2 protein-coding genes are annotated in these 23194 nt (G+C 77.6%); both read right to left on the bottom strand.

What is annotated here, in order from left to right; genetic code table 11:
* Window positions 1-60 precede the first annotated feature (60 nt).
* The gene (locus BLU95_RS33355; protein WP_286158596.1) at window positions 61-13260 is read right to left on the bottom strand and encodes a type I polyketide synthase; all 13200 of its coding nucleotides are present in this window, start codon (window positions 13258-13260) and stop codon (window positions 61-63) included.
* A 16-nt stretch (window positions 13261-13276) separates the two neighbouring features.
* Window positions 13277-22936: a type I polyketide synthase gene (locus BLU95_RS33340; protein ID WP_093863259.1), complete on the bottom strand. Its 9660-nt coding sequence runs from the start codon at window positions 22934-22936 to the stop codon at window positions 13277-13279.
* Window positions 22937-23194: the final 258 nt, after the last annotated feature.

Below are 23194 nucleotides of genomic sequence, written 5' to 3'. Positions count from 1 at the left end.
GGTGGGGGCCCGACGGCCGCCGCGAGGGGCGGCCGTCGGGGAAGGCGGACGGCAGAGGGGTCAGGCGGACGGGGAGGCGTCGCGGTCCATCAGGGCGAACAGCTCCTCGTCCGTGGCGTTCTCCAGGTCCAGGTCGTCGAGGTCCCCGCCGTCCTCCGCGTCGGCCCCGTCGCTCCGGCCGGTGTCCCAGCGGTCCACCAGCGCCTTCAGCCGGGCGAGCACCGAGGCCCGCTCCCCCTCGGGCCCCGCCGGGCCGGCCAGGGACCGTTCCAGGGCGGCCAGGGCCGCGTCCGGGTCGGGCTCCGCACCCACCGGCACCCGCTCGGGGTCCGGGAGTTCGGTGAGCAGGTGGGCGGCGACGGCGGCCGGGGTCGGGTGGTCGAAGACCAGCGTCGCGGGCAGCTCCAGACCGGTGCCGGCGCCGATCCGGTTGCGCAGTTCGACGGCGGTGAGCGAGGTCAGCCCCAGTTCGCGGAAGGCCCGGTCGGCGGCGACGGCGGCGATTCCGGCGTGGCCGAGCACGGCCGCGGCCTCCCGGCGGACCAGGTCGAGCAGCACCGCCTCCCGCGCCTCCGGACCGTCCGCGCCCTCCAGCCTGAGCAGCCAGGGCGCGGGCCCGGCGGCCGCGCCGCCGGTGCCGGTCGCGGCTGCCACCGATCCGGCCACCGTCGTATTGGTGACGGTCGCGTCCAGCCAGTAGCGCTGCCGCCGGAACGGATAGGTGGGCAGGGCCACCGGTCGCGGACCGGTCCCGGCGAAGACGGCCGACCAGTCGAACGCCACGCCCCGCACCCACAGTTCGGCGGCGGAGAGCAGGAACCGGTCCGGCCCGCCGTGGTCCCGGCGGAGCGTGCCCGCCACCACCGAGCGCTTTCCGGCGCCGACGGAGGCGAGGGTGTCCTCGATCGGCACGGTCAGCACGCCGTGCGGGGACACCTCGACGAACACGGTGTGGCCGTCCTCGGCGAGGCGCCGGGTGGCCTCCTCGAAACGGACCGTCTCGCGCAGGTTGGTCACCCAGTACTCCGCGTCCAGCCCGGCCGTGTCGAACCAGTCGCCGGTGACGGTGGACAGCAGCGGCACGGTGCCGGTGCGCGGCCGGACCGGGGCCAGCAGCTCCACCAGCTCCTCCCGCAGACCGTCCACCTGGGCGGAGTGCGAGGCGTAGTCGACCGGGATCGTGCGGGCCCGGACGCCCTCCGCCCGGTAGGCGTCGACCAGTTCGGCCAGCGCCGCCGGCTCGCCGGAGACCACGGTCGCCGCCGGGCCGTTGACCACGGCTATCGAGAGCCGGTCGCCGCGGTCGGCGATCCGCTCCGCCACCCGGGCGGCGGGCAGGGCCACCGAGGCCATGCCGCCGGCGCCGGCCAGCGCCAGGATCGCCCGGCTGCGCAGGGCCACCACCCGGGCGCCGTCGGCGAGCGAGAGCCCGCCCGCGACCACGGCGGCCGCGATCTCGCCCTGGCTGTGGCCGACCACGGCGTCCGGCCGCACCCCGTGCGCCCGCCACAGCTCGGCCAGCGAGACCATCACCGCCCACAGCACCGGCTGGACGACGTCCACCCGGTCCAGTCCGGGGGCGCCGGGGGCACCGCGCAGCACGTCCGGCAGCGACCAGTCCGTGTGCGGGGCCAGCGCGGCCGCGCACTCCTCGATCCTGGCGGCGAACACCGGCGCGGTGTCGAGGAGTTCGACGGCCATGCCGGCCCACTGCGAGCCCTGGCCGGGGAAGACGAACACCGTGCGGCCGCTGACGTCGGCGGTGCCCGTGACCAGGGCGGCGGCCGGGTCCCCGGCGGCGAGCGCCCGCAGGGCCTCCGGATCGCCGACGGCGACGGCCCGTTCCTCCAGCGCGCCGCGGGCGGTGGCGAGGGCGTGCGCGACGTCGAGGTCCCGGCCGTCGGGCGCCGGGAGCAGCTCCGCCACCTGGGCGGCCTGGGCGAGCAGCGCGGCCGGGGTCCGGGCGGAGACCAGGTAGGGCAGCGGGCCGGGCGCGTCGGCGGCGTCGGTGGCCTCGGCGGCGACCGGCGCCGGGTCCGGGGCCTGCTCGATGATCACGTGGGCATTGGTGCCGGACACCCCGAAGGAGGACACGGCCGCGCGGCGCGGCCGCCCCAGCTCCGGCCAGTCCCGCTGCTCGGTGAGCAGCTCGACGGCGCCCGCCGACCAGTCCACGTACGGCGAGGGCTCGTCCACGTGCAGGGTGCGCGGCAGCACCCCGTGCCGGATCGCCTGGACCATCTTGATCACGCCCGCCGCACCGGCCGCGGCCTGGGTGTGGCCGATGTTGGACTTCAACGAGCCCAGCCAGAGCGGCTGTTCGGCCGGCCGCTGCTGCCCGTAGGTGGCGATCACGGCCTGGGCCTCGATCGGGTCGCCGAGGGTGGTGCCGGTGCCGTGGCCCTCGACCGCGTCCACGTCGGCCGCGCCGAGCCCGGCCCGCTCCAGCGCCTGGCGGATCACCCGCTGCTGAGCGGGACCGCTGGGCGCGGTCAGGCCGTTGGAGGCGCCGTCCTGGTTGACCGCGCTGCCGCGGACCACCGCGAGCACCGGGTGACCGTTGCGGCGCGCGTCGGAGAGCCGCTCGACCAGCAGCAGCCCGACGCCCTCGCCCCAGCCGGTGCCGTCCGCGGCGTTCGCGTACGCCTTGCAGCGGCCGTCGGCGGACAGGGCCCGCTGCCGGGAGAACTCGACGAAGGTGGTCGGGGTGGACATCACGGCCACCCCGCCGGCGAGGGCGAGGTCGCACTCGCCGGAGCGCAGCGACTGGGCGGCCAGGTGCAGCGCCACCAGCGAGGAGGAGCAGGCGGTGTCCACGGTCACCGCCGGGCCCTCGAAGCCGAAGGAGTAGGAGATCCGGCCGGAGGCCACGCTTCCGGCGGTGCCGTTGCCGAGCCAGCCCTCCAGTTCGGCCGGCACCTCGCGGACCCGGGGCGCGTAGTCGTGGTACATCACGCCCGCGAAGACACCGGTCCGGCTGCCGCGCAGGGCCGTCGGGTCGATGCCCGCGCTCTCCAGCGCCTCCCAGGTGGTCTCGAGCAGCAGCCGCTGCTGCGGGTCGGTGGCGAGGGCCTCGCGCGGCGAGATGCCGAAGAACTCGGCGTCGAACTCGGCCGGCCGGTCGAGGAACCCGCCGTGCCGGGTGTAGGAGGTGCCGGGCTTGTCGGGGTCCGGGTCGTAGAGCGCGTCGAGGTCCCAGCCGCGGTCGTCCGGGAAGTCGGTGACGGCGTCCCGGCCCTCGCTCACCAGCCGCCACAGGTCGTCCGGGGTGGCCACGCCGCCGGGCAGGCGGCAGGCCATGCCGACGATGACGACCGGGTCGTCCTCGACGGCGGGGGCGATGCCGACGGCGGGGGCGGTCCCGGCAGCGGCGGCGGGGCTCACCTCGGCGGTGGCGCCGACCAGTTCGGCCCGCAGGTGCTCGGCGAGCGCGGTCGGGCTGGGGTGGTCGAAGACCAGGGTGGCCGGCAGCCGCAGGCCGGTGGCGGCCGCGACCCGGTTGCGCAGCTCGACGGCGGACAGCGAGTCCACGCCGATGCTGGTGAACGACCGCCGGGCGCCGACCGCTTCGGCCTCGGTGCCGAGCACGGCGGACACCTCGGCGCGGACCAGCCGGAGCAGCTCGGCCTGCCGCTCGGCGTCGTCGGGCAGGGCGGCGAGCCGCTGGGCGAGCGCGGCCCGGCCGTCCGTGCCGGGGGCTGCGGCGGCGGTGCCGGGCAGCGCGGCGCCGGCGGTGCGCCGGGCGGGCCGGACCAGGCCGCGCAGCAGCGGCGGCACCTCGTGCCGGGTCCGGTCCTGCTGCGCCCGCACGGCCGCGAGGTCGAGCGGGGCGGGTACCAGGGCCGCCCGGTCGCCCAGCCGCTGGGCGGCGTCGAACAGGCGCATGCCCTCGGCGGAGCCGATCGGCCGGATGCCGAACCGGGCCAGCCGGGCGTGGTCGGTGGCGCTGAGGTGCTCGGTGATGCCACTGGCCTCGGCCCACTGCCCCCAGGCCAGGGACTGGGCGGGCAGGCCGATCGCGCGCCGGTGGGCGGCGAGCGCGTCCAGGTAGGTGTTCGCGGCCGCGTAGCTCGCCTGCCCCGGGCTGCCGAGGGTGGCGGCGACGGAGGAGTAGAGGACGAAGGCCGCCAGGTCGTGGGACCGGGTGAGTTCGTGCAGGTGGCGGGCGCCGTCGGCCTTGGGCGCCCGGACGGCGGTCAGCCGCTCGGGCGTGAGGGCGGTCAGCACGCCGTCGTCGAGGACGCCGGCGGTGTGGATCACGGCGGTCAGCGGGTGGGCGGCGGGGACGGCCGCGATCGCGGCGGCGAGGGCCTCGCGGTCGGCGGTGTCGGCGGCCGTGACGGTCACCGTGGCGCCGAGGGCGGTGAGTTCGGCCCGCAGCTCGGCCGCGCCGGGCGCGTCGATGCCGCGGCGGGAGAGCAGCAGCAGGTGGCGGGCGCCGCGCTCGGTGACCAGGTGCCGGGCCAGCAGGGCGCCGAGGGTCCCGGTGCCACCGGTGATCAGCACCGTGCCCTCCGGGTCCCAGGCCCGGGCCTCGACGTCGGAGGCGGCCACCCGGGCCAGTCGCGGCACCCGCGCCCGGCCCTCGCGCAGAGCCAACTGCGGTTCGCCGCCGGCCACGGCTGCCGCGAGTACGGCTTCCGAGGCCCCGGTGCCGTCGGTGTCGACCAGCACGATCCGGCCCGGACTCTCCGACTGCGCCGAACGCACCAGACCCCACACCGGGGCGGCGGTCAGGTCCGGCGTCTCCGAACCGTCGACCGCCACGGCCTGCCGCGTCAGCACCACCAGCGGCGCTCCGGCACCGTCGTCCTGCGCCAGCCACTCCTGGAGGGCGACCAGGGTCCCGGTCACGTCCCCGTCCACCCGCAGCACCTCGCCCGGCAGCGCGTCGGCCGCGTCAGCGACCGCCACCTCCGGCCACTCGACGGCGAACAGGGTGTCCCGGCCCACGGCGGGCCCGGCGCCCGGGCCGTCGGTGGGAACCGGCCGGGTGACCAGCGACTCGACGGTGATCACGGGCCGACCGGCCGGATCGGTGGCTTCCAGGCGGTAGGAGTCGGCTCCGGTCGCGGTGACCAGGACCCGCAGCTCGGTCGCGGCGGCGGCGTGCAGGGTGACGCCCCGGTAGGCGAACGGCAGCCGGCGGGTACGGGCGGCGGCCGGGTCGCCGTCGGCGGGGTCGTGCTCCGCCCCGTCGAGGGCGGGCAGCTGGGCGGCGGCGTCCAGCAGCGCGGGGTGCAGGCCGAACCGGGCGGCGTCCCCGGCCAGGGGCTGCGGCAGGACGGCGTGCCCGTGCAGCGTCGCACCGTCCCGCCAGACCTCGCGCAGCCCGCGGAAGGCCGGACCGTAGTCCAGCCCGACGGCGGCCAGCAGCTCGTACGCCTCCTCGGGGGTGAGGTGTTCGGCGCCGTCGGCGGGTGCACGGACGGTGGGCGCGGCCGCGCCGGACCGGTCGGCGGACAGCAGACCGCTCGCGTGCCGGGTCCAGGCGCCGTCCCCGGCGGCCTCCGACGGCCGGGAGTGGATCGTCACCGGACGCACGCCGGCCCCGTCCGGCGCGCCGACCGCCACGTGCAGCTGCAGGGTGCCACGCTCGGTCAGCACGAGCGGGGCCTCGACCACCAGCTCGTCCAGGGTGCTCGCGCCCACCTCGTCGCCCGCCCGGATCGCCAGCTCGACCAGGGCCGCACCGGGCGCCAGGACGGTGCCCAGCGCCACGTGGTCGGCGAGCCAGGGGTGGGTGGCGAGCGAGAGGCTGCCGGTGAGCAGCACACCCGCCGAGTCGGCCGGGGTGACGGCCGCGCCGAGCACGGCGTGCTCGACGGCCGTCAGGCCGAGCCCGCGCGCGTCGGCGGCGGTCCGGGCGGCGGGCTCCAGCCAGTAGCGGCGGCGCTGGAACGGATAGGTCGGCAGGGCGAGCCTCGGGCGGTGCCCGCCGCCGAACAGGGCGGTCCAGTCGACCCGGTGGCCCTGGACGTGGATCCGGGCGAGCGCCGTCAGCGCCGTCCGCTGCTCGGGGCGCTCGCGGCGCAGGACCGGGACGGCGGTGACGGTGTCGTCCAGAACGGCGCCGACGAGGCCGGTGAGGGTGCCGTCGGGGCCGAGTTCGACGAAGGTCGTGGCGCCCTCGGCGGCCAGGGTGGTGACCACGTCGGCGAACCGCACGGCCCCCCGGACCTGGCGCACCCAGTACTCCGGATCGGTGATCTCCTCGGCGGTCGCGACCCCGCCCGTCACGTTGGAGATCACCGGGATCTCGGGGCGCCGGAAGGTCAGACTCTGTGCGACGGCCAGGAAATCGTCCAGCATGCCGTCCATGTGCGCCGAGTGGAACGCGTGGCTCACCCGCAGGCGACGGGTACGACGGTCCGCGAAGCGCTCCCGCACCGCCTCCACCGCAGCCTCGTCGCCCGAAACCACCACCGAGCGGGGCCCGTTGACGGCAGCGATGTCCGCGCCGTCCACCAGAACGGCCCGCACCTCTTCCTCGGTCGCCTCCAGCGCGACCATCGCCCCGCCACCGGGCAGGGCCTGCATCAACCGCGCACGGGCACCCACCAGCACCGCCGCGTCCTCCAACGACAGCACCCCCGCCACGTGCGCCGCCGCCAGCTCACCGATCGAATGGCCCGCCACGAAGTCCGGCCGCACACCCCACGACTCGAACAACCGGAACAGGGCCACCTCCACCGCGAACAACGCCGGCTGCGTCCACCCGGTCCGGTCCAGCCCCTCGCCGGACTCGATCACCTCCGCCAACGGCAGACCCAGAGCGTCGGCCACCGCATCGAAAGCCCCGGCGAAAACAGGCTGCGACGCGTACAACTCCCGCCCCATACCCACCCGCTGCGAACCCTGCCCCGAGAACAGGAACGCCAGACCACCCGAACCAGCCACCCCACGCACCACGTCCGCACCCTCGGGATCACGCAGCAACGCCGCATCCCCCAGCACCACCGCCCGCTCCTCCAACGCCGCGCGGCCCACGGCCAGCGACTGGGCGAGCTCCGCCGGATCGGCGGTGAGCGCCAACTCGGCCACCCGGTTGCCCTGTTCGCGCAGCGCCTCCGGCGAACGCGCCGACACCACGAACGGCAGCAGCGCACCGTCCACCGTCGGCACCACAGTCGTCGCCGTCGTGGACTCCTCCACCGGCGCCTGCTCGACGATCACGTGCGCGTTGGTGCCGGAGACACCGAACGCGGACACCGCGGCCCGGCGCGGACGCTCAAGCGCCGGCCACTCCCGCTGCTCCGTGAGCAGCTCCACCGTGCCCGCCGACCAGTCCACGTGCGGAGACGGCGCATCCACGTGCAGAGTGCGCGGCAGCACCCCGTGCCGGATCGCCAGCACCGACTTGATCACACCCGCCACACCGGCCGCCGCCTGGGTGTGCCCGATGTTCGACTTCACCGAACCCAGCCACAGCGGCTGTTCGGGCGATCGCTGCTGACCGTAGGTCGCGATCAGCGCCTGCGCCTCGATCGGGTCGCCGAGGGTGGTGCCGGTGCCGTGCGCCTCGACCACGTCGACCTCGTCGGGCGCCAGGCCAGCGTTTGCCAGCGCCGCCCGGATCACCCGCTGCTGCGAAGGACCGCTCGGGGCGGTGAGGCCGTTGGAGGCACCGTCCTGGTTGACCGCGCTGCCGCGCAGCACCGCCAGCACCTCGTGACCGTTGCGGCGCGCGTCCGAGAGCCGCTCCACCAGCAGCAGACCCACACCCTCCGCCCAGCCCGTCCCGTCCGCACCCGCCGCGAACGCCTTGCACCGCCCGTCGGGCGACATGGCGCGCTGGCGGGAGAACTCGACGAAGGTGGTCGGGGTGGTCATCAGCAGCACGCCGCCGGCGACGGCGAGGTCCGACTCGCCGGAGCGCAGCGACTGCGCGGCCAGGTGCAGCGCCACCAGCGAGGAGGAGCAGGCGGTGTCCACGGTCACCGCCGGGCCCTCGAAGCCGAAGGAGTAGGAGATCCGGCCCGAGGCGACGCTGCCCGCGTTGCCGATGCCGAGGTAGGCCTCCAGTTCGGCCGGGACCTGCTGGGCGCCGCTCGCGTAGTCGCGGCCGGAGATGCCCGCGAAGACGCCGGTCCGGCTGCCGCGCAGCGCCGTCGGGTCGATGCCGGCCCGCTCGAACAGCTCCCAGGTGGTCTCCAGCAGCAGCCGCTGCTGCGGGTCGATCGCGGGGGCCTCGCGCGGCGGGACGCCGAAGAACTCGGCGTCGAACTCGCCGATGCCGTCGAGGAATCCGCCGTGCCGGGAGTAGGAGGTGCCGGGCTTGTCGGGGTCGTCGGGCGCGTACAGGGCGTCGAGGTCCCAGCCCCGGTCGGCCGGGAACCCGGTGATGGCGTCGCCGCCGTCGGCCACCAGCCGCCAGAGGTCCTCCGGCGAGGCGACACCGCCCGGGTAGCGGCAGGCCATGCCGACGATGACGATCGGATCGGTGTCCACAGCCGTGCCGGGGGCCGGGGCGGCCGTCCGGTCGGCCCGGGAGCCGGCCTGCGGGTCGGCGTCGGCCGCGCCCCACAGCTCGTCCGCCAGCCAGTCCGCGAGCGCGGCGGGCGTCGGGTGGTCGAAGACCGCGGTCGCGGGCAGGCGGCGGCCGGTGACCGCACCGAGGCGGTTGCGGAACTCGACGGCCGTCAGCGAGTCGAAGCCCTGCTGCTGGAAGGCCCGGGCCGGGTCGACGGCGTCCGCCGAGCGGTGCCGCTGCACGGCCGCGGCCTCGGCCCGGACGACGCCGAGCAGGCTGCGGCGGCGCTCGGCGGCGGGCAGCGCGCCGAGCCGGACGACGAGGTCGGCCCCGGTGGACACGTCTCCGCCGTCCCGGTGGGCCGGACCGTCCGCGCCGTCGCGGGGCAGCAGTTCGGCCACCAGGCGCTGGTCCCGGCCCCGGAAGAGCGCCGCCCAGTCGACGTCGGCGACCACGAGGTGGCTCTCGCCCAGGTCCAGTGCGGCGCCGAGCAGTTCGACGGCCTGCGCGGGCGGCAGCGAGGCGAGCCCGTGCCGGAGCAGTTGCCGTTCGGCGCCGTCGGCGGCGATCCCGGCGCCCGCCCAGTGGCCCCAGGCGATCGAGGTGGCGGGCAGTCCGGCGGCCCGGCGCTCGGCGGCGAGGGCGTCCAAGTAGGCGTTGCCGGGCGCGTAGTTGGCCTGGCCGGGGATCCCGGCGACGCCCGCGAGCGAGGAGAACAGGACGAACGCGGTCAGCGGCAGGTCCGCGGTGAGCTCGTGCAGCAGCCGGGCGGCGCCCGCCTTGGCGCGCAGGGCGGCGGCGAGCCGGTCGGCGCCGAGGGTGGGGAGCAGTCCGTCGTGCAGGGCGGCGGCGGTGTGGACGACGGCGCCGAGCGGCAGGTCGGCGGGGATCCCGGCGAGCACGGCCGCGAGCTGCTCGCGGTCGGCGACGTCGGCCGCGGCGAAGGTCACCCGGGCGCCGAGGGCGGCGAGTTCGGCCTCCAGCACGGCGGCGCCGGGCGCCTCGGCCCCGCGCCGGCCGACCAGCAGCAGGTGTTCGGCGCCGCGCGCGGCCAGCCAGCGGGCGACGTGGCCGCCGAGCGCGCCGGTGCCGCCGGTGATCAGGGTGGTGCCGCGCGGCTCCCAGGGCTGCTCCGCCGGGGCGGACGGCGCGGCGGGGGCCAGCCGGCGGGCGAAGGCGCCGGCCGGGCGCAGGGCGAGTTCGCTCTCCCGGTAGGGCGAGCGGTCGGTGACCAGGGCGGCGACCTGCTGCCAGGTGTGCCGGTCGGGCTCGGCGGGCAGGTCGAGCAGGCCGCCGTGCAGGGCGGGCTGCTCGGCGGCCAGGATCGCCCCGAAACCCCAGGTCAGGGCCTGCTCGGGGGCGGTGACGGGGTCGGTCGCGGAGTCGGCGGGCCCGGTGCTGACGGCGCCCCGGGTGAGGTACCAGACGGGGGCGGGCGCGGCCGCGTCGTCGAGGGCCTGGGCCAGGGCCACCTGGGCGGCGTGCGCCCAGGGCAGCTCGGGGTGCTCGGGGTGGGCGCCGGGGCGCAGGGCGAGCAGCGAGACGACGCCGCTGAACGGGCCGTCCGCGGCGGTCAGCCGGGCCAGTTCGGCGGCCAGGGCGGGCCGGTCGGCGCCGGCGGTGAGCACCGCCACGGTGGCGCCGAGCGCGCCGAGCGCCTCGGTGAGCGCGTCGGCCCACGGGTGGCGGGCCGGGTCGAGAGCCTCGTCCAGGCCCTCCGGCAGGACGAGCAGCCAGCGGCCCCCCGCGGCGGTCGCGGTCGCCGCCGGGGTGCCGACCGGCCGCCAGACGACGCGGTACCGCCAGCCGTCGGCGGCGGTGGCGGCGCGGCGCCGGTCCCACCAGGAGGCGAGTGCGGGCAGCACAGGGACCAGCCGGTCGCCGTCCACCCCGATCGCCTCGCCGAGGCGGCCGGCGTCCTGCTCGCCGACCAGGTCCCAGAACACGCTGTCCCCGGCGGGCCCGCCCGGGGCGGCGGCCAGCTCCGGGGAGCGGCTGGCGTCCAGCCAGTAGCGCTGCCGCTGGAACGGGTAGCCGGGCAGCTCGGCGTGTGCGGGCCGGGCGCCGGCGAAGGCGGCCGTCCAGTCGACGGCCACGCCGCGCACGGACAGCTCGGCGACGGAGGTGAGCCAGCGCTCGCGGCCGCCCTGCCCGCGCCGCAGCGAGCCGGTGACGACGGCGGACGCGGTGGCGCCCGGGGTCACGGCGTCGAGGGTGTCCTCGATCGCGCCGGTGAGCACCGGGTGCGGGGAGACCTCGACGAACACGGTGTGGCCGGTCTCCGCGAGCCGGCGGGTGGCCTGCTCGAAGCGGACGGTGTGGCGCAGGTTGCGGTACCAGTAGCCGGCGTCCAGGGCGGCGGTGTCCTGCCAGTCGCCGGTGACGGTGGACAGCAGCGGCACGGTACCGGTGCGCGGGCGCAGGTCGGCGAGCAGGGTGAGGAGTTCCTCGCGCAGCGCCTCGGTCTGGGCGGAGTGCGAGGCGTAGTCGATGTTGACCGGCCGGACGGTGGCGCCCTCGGCGGTGTACGCGGCGGTGAGTTCGGCGAGCGCGTCGAGGTCGCCGGAGACGACGGTGGCCTGCGGGCCGTTGACGACGCCGACGGAGAGCCGGCCGGGCCAGGCGGCGATCCGCTGCTCGACCTCGGCGAGCGGGCGCGGCACCGAGACCATGCCGCCGCGGTGGGAGATCCGGGCCAGCAGCTTGGCCCGGAGGGCGACGATCCGGGCCGCGTCGGCGAGGTCGAGACCGCCCGCGACGTACGCGGCGGCGACCTCGCCCTGGCTGTGGCCGACGACGGCGTCCGGGCGGACGCCGTAGGCCCGCCAGAGTTCGGCGAGCGAGACCATCACCGCGAACAGCACCGGCTGGACGACGTCCACCCGGTCCGGGTCGGGGCCGTCGGCGGCGCCGCGGACGACGTCGAGCAGCGACCAGTCGGTGTGCGGGGCCAGCGCCTCGGCGCAGCGGGTGAGCGCGGCGGCGAAGGCGGGTTCGGTGTCGAGCAGTCCGGCGGCCATGCCGGCCCACTGGGAGCCCTGGCCGGGGAAGACGAAGACGGTCCGGCCCGGGGTGGCGGCCCGGCCGCGGACGACGCCGGGGCCGTCGAGCGCGCGCAGGGCCCCGGCGGCGTCGGCGGCCGGGGCGACGACGACGGCGCGCTCGTCGAGTGCGGCGCGGCCGGTGGCCAGGGTGTGCGCGGCGTCGACCGGCCGGGTACCGGGCAGCCGGTCGGCGATCCGGGCGGCGTGGGCGATGAGGGCCGCGGGGGTGCGGGCTGAGAGCACGTACGGGAGGACGGCGGGGGCGGCGGCGGGCTCGGGCGCGCCGGGGTCGGCGGCGGGCTGCTCGGCCGGGGCCTGCTCGACGATGACATGGGCGTTGGTGCCGGAGACACCGAACGCGGAGACGGCGGCCCGGCGCGGACGCTCCAGCGCCGGCCACTCCCGCTGCTGGGTGAGCAGCTCGACCGTGCCCGCGGACCAGTCCACGTGCGGAGACGGCGCATCCACGTGCAGGGTGCGCGGCAGCACCCCGTGCCGGATCGCCAGCACCGACTTGATCACACCCGCCACACCGGCCGCCGCCTGGGTGTGCCCGATGTTCGACTTCACCGAACCCAGCCACAGCGGCTGTTCGGCACTGCGACCCGCACCGTAGGTCGCGATCAGCGCCTGTGCCTCGATCGGATCGCCCAGCCGGGTACCGGTGCCGTGCGCCTCGACCACGTCCACGTCCCCGGCGGTGAGCCCGGCGGAGTCGAGCGCCGCCCGGATCACCCGCTGCTGCGAGGTCCCGCTCGGGGCGGTGAGCTGGCTGGAGCGGCCGTCCTGGTTGACGGCGGAGCCGCGCAGCAGGGCGAGCACCCGGTGGCCGTTGCGGCGGGCGTCCGAGAGCCGCTCCAGGACGAGCAGGCCGGCGCCCTCGCCCCAGCCGGTGCCGTCGGCGGCGGCGGCGAAGGGCTTGCAGCGGCCGTCGGCGGCCAGGCCGCGCTGACGGCTGAACTCGATGAACATGCCCGGCGCGGCGAGCACGGTGGCGCCGCCGGCCAGGGCGAGCGAGCTCTCGCCGGAGCGCAGCGAGCGGGCGGCGAGGTGCAGCGCGACCAGCGAGGAGGAGCAGGCGGTGTCGACGGTGACGGCCGGGCCCTCCAGGCCGAGGGTGTAGGCGATCCGGCCGGAGGCGACGGAGGTGGTGGTGCCGGTGAGGACGTAGCCGTCGGTCTGCTCGGCGGGCAGGTGGTGCATGCTCGGCCCGTACTCCTGGGCGATCACACCCGCGAACACGCCGGTGCGGGTGCCGCGCAGGGCCTCCGGGTCGATCGCGGCGTCCTCCAGGGCCTGCCAGGCGGTCTCCAGCAGCAGGCGCTGCTGGGGCTCGGCGGCGAGCGCCTCGCGGGGCGAGATGCCGAAGAAGTCGGCGTCGAACTCGCCCGCGTCGTAGAGGAATCCGCCCTCGCGGGCGTAGCTGCGGCCGGCCCGGTCGGGGTCGGGGTCGTAGAGGTGGTCGAGGTCCCAGCCGCGGTCGGTCGGGAAGGGGCCGACGACGTCGCGCTCCTCGGTGACCAGCCGCCACAGCGCGTCGGGGGTGTCGGCGCCGCCGGGGAAGCGGCAGGCCATGCCGACGATGGCGATCGGCTCCTCCGCGGCGGGGCCGGTCGCGCCGTCGGCGGCGGTGTCGCTGACGGCGGCGCGGGCCTCCGCGTCGCGCAGGCGGCGGCGGGTCTGGTGCAGCTCGGCGGCAACCTTGTTGAGGTAGTCGCGCAGCTTCTGCTCGTTGGTGCTCATCTCTGCGGTGCCTCTCTCAGGAAATGCCGAGCTCGTTGTCGATGAAGTCGAAGATGTCGTCGTCACTGACATCGGTGATGCGGGTGGCGAGGTCGCCGTCGCCTTCACCAGGGGGCGGGCCGGTCAGGCCGGCGAGCAGCGCGGTGAGCCGGTCGACGGCCCCGGCGCGGGCGGCCGGGTCGGCGGCGAGGGCGGTCAGGGCGCGCTCCAGCCGGTCGAACTCGACGGCCGCGTCCACGGGTTCGACCGCGTCGGCGGGGCCGGCCGGCGCTGCTGACGCTTCGGCCGGTGCCGGGGCGAGCCGCTCGCGCAGATGGGCGGCGAGGGCGGCCGGGGTGGGATGGTCGAAGAGGGCGGTGGTGGGCAGTCGCAGACCGGTCGCGGTGTTGATCCGGTTCCGCAGCTCGATCACTCCGAGGGAGTCGAACTCACTGTCCATGAAGCCGAGTTCCGGCCGGATCGCAGTCGCGTCCGGGTGGCCGAGCACGGCCGCCGCGGTGGTGCGGACCAGCGCCAGCAGCTGCCGTTCCTGCTCGGCCGCCGGCTGCCCGGCCAGTCGGGCCAGCAGCGCGGCCGGGCCGTCGGCGCCGCCCCGGGCGGCCGGGCGGGGCCGGTGCCGGGCGAGTCCGCGCAGCACCGGTGCCAGCCGGTCGGCGGGCACGGCCGCCGGGTCGAGCCGGGCCGCCACCAGGGCGGCGTCCGGGACGCCCCGGGTTCCCGGAGCGGCCGTCGGGGAGCCGAGCGCGGCGTCGAACAGCGCGAGCGCCTGCTCGTCGGTCATCGGCGCCAGACCGGTGGCGCCCAGGCGCTCCCGCTCGGCGGCGCCGAGGCCGGCCGCCATACCGCCCTCGGCCTGCGCCCAGTGGCCCCAGGCGAGCGAGACCGCGGGCAGCCCCCGCACCGTCCGGTGCTGCGCCAGCGCGTCCAGCTCGGCGTTGGCGGCCCCGTAGTTGGCCTGGCCCGGATTGCCCAGCAGGCCCACGGCGGAGGAGAACAGGACGAACGCGGCGAGGTCCTGGGAGCGGGTCAGCTCGTGCAGGTGCCGGGCGCCGTCGGCCTTGGGGCGGCCCACGGTGCGCAGCCGCTCGGCGGTGAGCGAGCCGAGCACGGCGTCGTCCAGTACTCCGGCGGTGTGCACCACGGCGGTCAGCGGGCGCTCGGCGGGGACGGCCGCGAGCAGTTCCGCGACGGCGTCCCGGTCGCCGAGGTCGGCGGCCCGCACGGTCACCTCGGCACCCGACTGCGCCAGTTCGGCGACCAGTTCGGCCACGCCCGGGGCCGACGGCCCGCGCCGGCTCGCGAGCAGCAGGTGCCGCACGCCGTGCCGGTCGACCAGGCGGCGGGCGACGAGCCGGCCGAGGGCGCCGGTACCGCCGGTGACGAGCACGGTGCCCTCGGGGTCGAGCGGGGCGGGCAGGGTCAGCGCGAGCTTGCCCGTGTGCCGGGCCTGGCTCAGCCGGCGCACCGCCTGCGGGGCCTGCCGGACGTCCTGGGCGTGCACCGGCAGCGGGCGCAGCGCGCCCTCGGCGAAGAGCCCGGCGAGTTCGGCGAGGATCGCGGCGATCCGGTCGGGGTCGACGTCGAACAGGTCGAAGGCCAGGTAGGCGGCGCCGTCGTGGTCGGCGGCGACGACGGCAGGGTCGCGCGGGTCGGTCTTGCCCATCTCGACGAACCGGCCGCCGGGGGCGAGCAGGCGCAGCGAGGCGTCGGTGAACTCGTGGGCCAGCGCGTTGAGGACGACGTCGACGCCCCGGCCGCCGGTGGCCGTGCGGAAGGCCGGTTCGAAGTCGAGGGTGCGGCTGGAGGCGACCCGGTCGCCGACCAGGCCGAGCCCGCGGAGCACGCCCCACTTGCCGGGACCGGCCGTGGCGAGCACCACCGAGCCGCCGTGCCGGGCGAGTTGGACGGCCGCCTGGCCGACGCCGCCGGTCGCGGCGTGGATCAGCACGGACTCGCCGGACCGCAGCCGGGCGAGGTCGTAGAGGCCGTGGTAGGCGGTGAGGAAGGCGACCGGGGCGGTGGCGGCCTCGGCCCAGCTCCAGCCCTCGGGGACGGGGAGGAGCAGTCGGTGGTCGGTGACGGCGACCGGGCCGAGGGTGCCCTGCACCAGGCCCATCACCCGGTCGCCGGGCCTCAGTCCGGTGACGCCGGGGCCGGTCTCCAGGACGGTACCCGCTCCCTCGGCGCCGATCCGGGCGCCGCCCGGGTAGAGGCCGAGGGTGATCAGCACGTCCCGGAAGTTGAGGCCGGCGGCGCGCAGGGCGATCCGGACCTCCCCGGCGGCCAGTGGCCGGCGGGCCTCGGGGGCGGGCAGCAGGGCGAGCGAGTCCAGGCTGCCGGGGGTGGCGGTGTCGAGCCGCCAGGTGTCGGCGGCGCCGGGGTCGAGCCGGTCGCCCGGGCGGGGGCGGCCGATCCTGGGGACGAGGATCTCCCCCGCGCGGAGGGCGAGTTGGGGCTCGCCCTCGGGAGCGGTGCGCTGCGCGGCGGCGAGCGCCGCACCAAGGGCGGCGCGACTCGCGGGGGTGCCGTCGGTGTCCAGCAGGACGAAGCGGTCGGGGTGTTCGGCCTGGGCGGTGCGGACCAGGCCCCAGACCGCGCCGGCCGCCGGTTCGGGGACGTCCTCGCCGGGGTGGGTGGCGACGGCGTGCTCGGTGAGCAGCGCGAGGATGCCGGTGTGCGTGGCGTCCAGCCAGCCGTGCAGCAGGGCGAGTGCCTGTTCGGCGGTGCGGACGGGGGCCAGCACGCTCTGCCCGGGGGCGGCCCCGGCGAGGGAGGCGAGCACGGGCTGTCCCTCGACCGGGTCGGCCGGGTCGACCGGCGCGGCGGACTCGGCGGACTCGGCGGACTCGGCGGACTCGGCGGCTGAGGCTGCTGAGGCCGGGTCGGCCAGCAGGGCCCAGTCGACGGGCGGGGCGTCGGCGGCCGTCAGCGGGTGCCAGTCCAGCCGGTGGAGCGAGTCCGGGCCGGCGGCGGCCGGGGCACGCAGGGTCAGTGCGCCGACGGTAGCGACCGGCAGCCCGGCCGGGTCGGTCAGCTCCAGCGCGACGGTGTCGGGCCCGGCCGGGGTGATCCGGGCCCGCAGGGCGCCGGTCCCGGTACCGGTGCGGTGCACGGTGACGTCCCGCCAGGAGAACGGCAGCACCGTCCGGTCGGCGTCCAGCACGACGGCGTGCAGCACGGCGTCCAGCAGGGCCGGGTGGAGGGCGTAGGCCTCGGCCCCGACGGCGGGCAGCACCGGCGGCGCGGTGACCTCGGCGTAGCGCCGCTCGCCGTCGACGGCGGCGGCGGTGAGGCCCCGGAAGGCGGGCCCGTAGTGGTAGCCGCGCTCGGCGAGGCGGTCGTAGGCGTCGGCGAGGTCGAGCGGCACGGCGGCAGCGGGCTCGGCGGAGGCGTCGGGCCCGGCGGAGGCGTCGGGCCCGGCGGGCTCCCCCGGGGCGACGGCGACCGCGCCGGTCGCGTGGGTGGTCCAGTCGGCGTCCCCGGAGTCCCCGGCCTCGGGCTGGGAGCGGATCCGCAGCGGGCGGCGTCCCTCCTCGTCGGCGGCGCCCAGCAGCACCTGGAGCCGCACCCCCGCCCTCGCGGCGGCCGGCAGGGCCAGCGGCGCGGCCAGGTCCAGCGTCTCCACCCGGGCGGCACCGGACCGCAGCGCGGCCTGCACGGCCAGCTCAAGGAAGGCGGTGCCCGGCAGCAGGACGGCACCGGCCACGGAGTGGTCGGCCAGCCACGGGTGGGTCCGCAGCGAGAGCCGGCCGGTGAACAACCAGCCCTCGCCGTCGGGGAGTTCGGTGACGCCGGTGAGCAGCGGGTGGCCGGTCGGGGCGAGACCGCCGGGGCCGTCGGCAGTGTGCCCGGCCGGAGTGTCCAGCCAGTGCCGGCGGCGTTCGAAGGGGTAGGTGGGCAGCTCGGGGCGGCCGGCCCCGGGGGCGGCCGGCAGGGCGGCGGCCCAGTCGACCGGCACCCCGTGCACGTGCAGCCGGGCCAGCGCCTCGGCGACGGTCGCCCGCTCCGGCCGGTCGGCGCGCAGCAGCGCCGCGATCGCCCGCGCGGGCGGGGCGGGGAGGGCCGTGTCCGCGTCGGCGAGCGCCTCCTCGGCGAGGGCGGTCAGCACGGGGCCGGGGCCGAGTTCCAGGTAGGCGGTGGTGCCGAGGCCGTCCAGGGTGCGCACGCCGTCGTGGAAGCGGACCGCCTCCCGGATGTGCCGCACCCAGTAGCCGGGGTCGGTCAGCTCCCCGGCCCGGGCGAGGCCGCCGTGCAGGTTGGAGACGACGGGGGTGTGCGGCTCCTGGTAGTCGAGCCGCTCCGCGACCGCGCGGAACTCGTCCAGCACGGCGTCCATGTGCGGCGAGTGGAACGCCCGGCCGACCGTCAGCAGCTTCACCCGCCGTCCGCGTGCCCGCCAGTCCTCGGCCAGTCGGCGGACCTCGGTCTCGTCACCGGAAAGGACCACGGACGACGGGCCGTTGACGGCGGCGATCGCCACCCGGTCGGCGAGCGCGGCAAGTTCGGGCGCGACCTCGGCCTCGGTGGCCCCGATCGCGGCCATCGCGCCGTGCGCGGGCAGCGCCTCCATCAGCCGGCCGCGCGCGGCCACCAGCGCCACCGCGTCGGGCAGGGTGAGCACACCGGCCAGGTGCGCGGCGCTCAACTCGCCGATGGAGTGGCCGATCAGCCGCTCCGGACGCAGGCCGTACGCCTGGACGGCGAGCCGGTGCAGGGCGACGTGCAGGGTGAACAGGGCGGGCTGGGTGTAGGCGGTGGTGTCCAGCAGGGCGGCCGGTGCGGTGCCGGGTTCGGCGAACAGCACCTCGGTCAGCGGCGTGGCCAGGTGCGGGGCGAACAGCTCCGCGAGCTCGTCCACGGCGGCCCGGAACACCGGCTCCCCGGCGTACAGTTCGCGGCCGGCGCCCGGCCGCTGGCTGCCCTGGCCGGAGTAGAGGAAGGCCGGTCCGGACGGGCGGGCGGCCTCGGCCCGGAGCAGGCCGGGCGCGTCCTGCTCGCCCTCGGCGAGTGCCCGCAGGGCCTCGGTGCGGGCCTCGACCGGGCCGGCCAGGACGGCGGCCCGGTGCGCGAAGTGGGTGCGTCCGGTGGCCAGGGCCCGGGCGACACCCGGGGCGTCGGGCGCGACCGCGTCCAGCAGCCGGGCGGCCTGGGCCCGCAGGGCGGCGGGCGTCCGGGCCGACAGCAGCAGCGGGGCGTCGGACAGCGCCGTGTGCTCCTCGGAAAGCTCGGGCTCCTCCGGTGCCGCCTCCAGGATCAGGTGCGCGTTGGTGCCGCTGATCCCGAACGAGGACACCGCCGCCCGGCGCGGCCGGCCCGTGACGGGCCAGGCGCGCGTCCCGTCGAGCAGTTCCACGCTGCCCGCCGACCAGTCGACGTGCGGCGAGGGCGCGTCCAGGTGCAGCGTGCCCGGCAGTTCGCCGTGCCGCAGCGCCTGGACCAGCTTGATCACCCCGGTGACCCCGGCGGCGGCCTGGGTGTGCCCGAGGTTGGACTTCGACGAGCCCAGCAGGACCGGCTGTCCGCCCGGGCCCCGCTGCCCGTAGGTGGCGAGCAGCGCGCGGGCCTCGATCGGGTCGCCGAGCGCGGTACCGGTGCCGTGCGCCTCCACCGCGTCCACCTCGGCCGGGGTGAGACCGGCGGCGTCGAGCGCCTGGCGGATCACCCGCTCCTGGGCCGGGCCGTTGGGGGCGGTCAGCCCGTTGGAGGCGCCGTCCTGGTTCACGGCACTGCCCCGCAGCAGCGCCAGCACCCGGTGCCCGTTGCGGCGGGCCGCGGAGAGCCGCTCCAGCAGCACCAGCCCGACGCCCTCGGCCCAGGCGGTGCCGTCGGCGGCGGCCGCGAACGGCTTGCAGCGGCCGTCCGGGGCCAGGCCGCGCTGACGGCTGAACTCGGTGAACATGCCGGGCGAGGACATCACCGTGGCACCGCCCGCGAGGGCGAGGTCGCACTCCCCCGCGCGCAGCGCCTGCGCGGCCAGGTGGATCGCGACCAGCGAGGACGAGCAGGCGGTGTCGACGGTGATCGCCGGCCCCTCCAGCCCGAGCGCGTAAGCGAGCCGACCGGAGGCGACGGAGGTCAGGGTGCCGGTGAGGGCGTGCCCCTCGTACCCGGGCGGCGTCTCGTGCAGGCGCGGGCCGTAGTCCTGCGGCATCACGCCGACGAACACGCCGGTGCGGGTGCCGCGCAGGGCCGCCGGGACGATGCCGGCCCGTTCGGTCAGCTCCCAGGCGGACTCCAGCAGCAGCCGCTGCTGGGGGTCGGTCGCGGCCGCCTCGCGCGGCGGGATGCCGAAGAAGGCGCCGTCGAACTCGTCGGCGTCGTGGAGGAATCCGCCCTGGCGGGTGTAGGAGGTGCCGGGCCGCTCGCCGTCCGGGTCGAACAGGGCGTCGAGGTCCCAGCCCCGGTTCTCCGGGAACGGGCCGATGGCGTCCCGGCCGTCGCGCAGCAGCTCCCACAACTGCTCGGGGGTGTCGGCGCCGCCCGGCCAGCGACCGCTGAGGGCGACCACGGCGACCGGGTCGTCCGCCTCCCGTGCGGCGGCCGTTCCGTGAGCGGCAGGACCGGATCCCGCACCCGCACCTCGGGCTCCCGCACCGGTGGCCTCCGGCCGGGCGGCGTCCGGCCGGGCGGCGAGGAACGCCGCGACCGCGCGCGGAGTCGGCCGGTCGTACACCAGGCTGGTCGGCAGGGCGCGGCCGACCGAGCCCGCGAGGCGGTCGCGGAACTCGACCGAGGCGACGGAGTCGAAGCCGAGGTCCTTGAAGGTGCGGTCCGGGTCCACGGCCTCCGCCCCGCCGGGCTCGCCCAGCACGATCGCCGCGCCCGCGCGGACGGCGGCCAGGGCGGCGGCCTCGTCCAGGGCGGGCGCCTCGTCCACGGTGGGCGCCCCGTCCGGGGCGGGAGCCTCCGGGACGGCCACCGGCTCCTCGGTCACCGGACGGCCCGGCCCGGTCGCCACCGCGACCGGCCCGCCGTCCGGCAGCCAGAGCCGGCGCCGCTGGAACGCGTACGTCGGCAGCCCGGTGAGCCGCTGCCCCGGCCCGGACCAGGCGTGCCAGTCGACCGCGCCGCCGCGCACGAACAGCTCGGCGACGGAGCCGCCGAACTGGTCCAGGCCGCCGTGGTCGCGGCGCAGCGTTCCGGTGACCGCGGCCGCGCCGTCCGTCAACTCGCCCAGGCCGAGGGTGAGTACGGGGTGGGGGCTGCTCTCGACGAAGGCCCGGTGGCCGTCGGCCAGGGCGGCCCGCACGGCCCGGTCCAGCCGGACGGTGCCGCGCAGGTTGCGGAACCAGTACCCGCCGTCCAGCCCTGCGGTGTCGAGGCGGCCGCCGGTGAGCGTCGAGTAGAACGCGACATCACCGGTGCGCGGGCGGATCCCGGCCAGCAGTGCGGGCAGGGACTCGCGCAGCGGCTCCATCTGTGCGGAGTGCGAGGCGTAGTCGACGGGGACGAGCTTGGCCCGCACGCCCTCCGCCCGGTAGCGCTCGACCAGCGCCTCGACGGCCTCCCGCTCGCCCGAAACCACCGTCGAGGTGGGGCCGTTGACGGCGGCTACACCGATCAGGGCCGGGTCCGGCACGGCGGCGATCGCGGCCTCGACCTCGGCGACGGGCAGCGGGACGGCGGCCATCGCGCCCCGGCCGGTCAGGCCGAGCCCGGCGATCGCCCGCGACCGAAGGGCGACCACGGCGGCCGCGTCCTCCAGCGAGAGCGCGCCGGCCACCTGCGCGGCGGCGATCTCGCCCTGGGAATGGCCGATCACGGCATCGGGCCGCACCCCCGCCGCCTCCCAGAGCGCGGCCAGGGCCACCATCACGGCGAACAGGGCGGGCTGGACGACGTCGACCCGGTCCAGGCCGGGCGCTCCCGCCCGGCCGCGCAGCACCGCGTCGAGCGACCAGTCCACGTGCGGGGCGAGGGCCCGCTCGCAGTCCTCGATCTTCGCCGCGAACACCGGTGCGGTGTCGAGCAGTTCGCGCGCCATGGCGTCCCACTGGGCCCCCTGGCCGGGGAAGACCAGCACGGTGCCGCCCGACGCCGACAGCGGCGACGGCAGCACCGCCCGGCCCTGCACCAGACCCGGCAGCTGGCCGCCCCCGGCGAGGGCGTCCAGACCGGCGAGCAGCTCGGACCGGTCGGTGCCGGTGACGGCGGCCCGGTACTCGAAGGCGGTCCGGGTGGTGGCCAGCGCCCGCCCGAGGTCCGCCGGCGCCAGATCCTCCCGCCCGGCCGCGAACTCCCCGAGGCGGAGGGCCTGTTCGCGCAGCCCGGCCGGGGTCCGCGCGGACAGCGGCCAGAGCGCCGGCCACGGCGTCGGCTCCGCCGGGGTGCCTCCCCCGGCCGCGCCCGGGGCCGCCTCCGGAGCCGCCTCCGGAGCTGTCTCCGGGGCGTCGGCGACCAGGACGTGGGCGTTGGTGCCGCCCACGCCGAAGGAGCTGACCCCGGCGATCAGCCGGCCCTGCGGGTCCGGCCACGGACCGGACCCGGTACGGACGGCCAGGCCGAGCCGGTCGAAGTCGATGTCCGGGTTGGGCGTACGGAAGTTGAGGCTGGCGGGCAGCCGGCGGTGGCGCACCGCCAGGACCGTCTTCAGCAGGCCGACCAGGCCCGCCGCGCCCTCCAGGTGGCCCACATTGGTCTTCGCGGAGCCGACCAGCAGCGGCCGGTCCGCCGGGCGGCCCGCGCCCAGCGCGGCACCGAGGCCGGCGGCCTCGACCGGGTCGCCGACCCGGGTGCCGGTCCCGTGCAGTTCGACGTACTGGACCAGGCCGGGGGCGACGTCCGCACGCCGGGCGGCGGCGCGGATCACCGCGGCCTGGGCCTCGGCGCTCGGCACGGTGAGTCCGTCGGTCCCGCCGTCGCTGTTGACCGCGCTGCCGAGCAGCACGGCGTGCACCGGGTCGCCGTCGGCGACGGCGCGGGCGAGCGGCTTCAGCACCAGCAGCACCGCGCCCTCACCGCGCGCGTAGCCGTCGGCCCCGGCGTCGAAGGTGGCGCAGCGGCCCTCGGGCGACAGGGCGCCGAACCGCTCGACGGTGAGGGTGGACCCGGGGGCGAGGTTGAGGTTGACGCCGGCGACCAGGGCGACGTCCGACTCGCCGGTGCGCAGGCTCTCCAGCGCGAGGTGGACGGCGACCAGCGAGGAGGACTGCGCGGAGTCGACGGTGAGGCTGGGGCCGCGCAGGTCGAGGGCGTGGGAGACGCGGTTGGCGATCAGGCCCCGGTTGACGCCGGTGAGGCTGTGCCGGGTGATCGCGTCGGCCCCGGTGGTGAGGGTGCTCCAGTCACCGGCGATGGCGCCGACGAAGACGCCGGCCCGCCGCCCGGCCAGGGCGGCGGGAAGGATGCCCGCGTCCTCCAGGGCCTCCCAGGCGAGTTCCAGCACGAGCCGCTGCTGCGGGTCGGCGGCGGCGGCCTCCCCGGCCGCGAGGCCGAAGAACTCGGCGTCGAAGAGGTCGACCCGGTCGAGCCAGCCGGCGGCCAGCCGCGGACGGGTCGCGTCGGCGAACCGGCCCGGCGGGACGGTGCCGACACTGCTGGTGCCGGTGTCGAGCAGCCGCCAGAACGCCTCGGGGTCCGCCGCGCCGGGCAGGCGGCAGGCGGCGCCGACGACGGCCACCGCCTCCGGCGGGCCGGACTGCGGGACGGACGGGTCGAGGGGTTCCAGGGGCGCCATGGTGGTTCCACTCCTGAGGGCCGGCGGCTCGGGTGACGGACCTCAGCGTTCCGTGGCCCCCGGCCCACCGGCCCCCTAGCCAACCCCTGTCGAACCCCTATGACGCCTCCGACCAGGCCGGGAACGGCCTCCGGCCGCCCCGGGAGGCCGTCGGCACCCGGTGCGCCGACGGCCCGTCACCACCGGCCGACGGTCCGTCACCGCCGGGAGCCGGCCGCGAGCCGGGCGGGACCCCGACCGCGAGCCGGAGGCCGACCC

This window comes from Streptomyces sp. TLI_053 (genome assembly GCF_900105395.1).
Classification (GTDB): Bacteria; Actinomycetota; Actinomycetes; order Streptomycetales; family Streptomycetaceae; genus Kitasatospora.
Note: the sequence above shows the minus strand (reverse complement) of the source record. Positions and strands in the feature narration are given on the sequence as shown.

Coding starts and splice junctions, on each gene's coding strand:
- BLU95_RS33355 (WP_286158596.1), bottom strand. CDS start 13,260: ATGAGCACCAACGAGCAGAAGCTGCGCGACTACCTCAACAAGGTTGCC.
- BLU95_RS33340 (WP_093863259.1), bottom strand. CDS start 22,936: ATGGCGCCCCTGGAACCCCTCGACCCGTCCGTCCCGCAGTCCGGCCCG.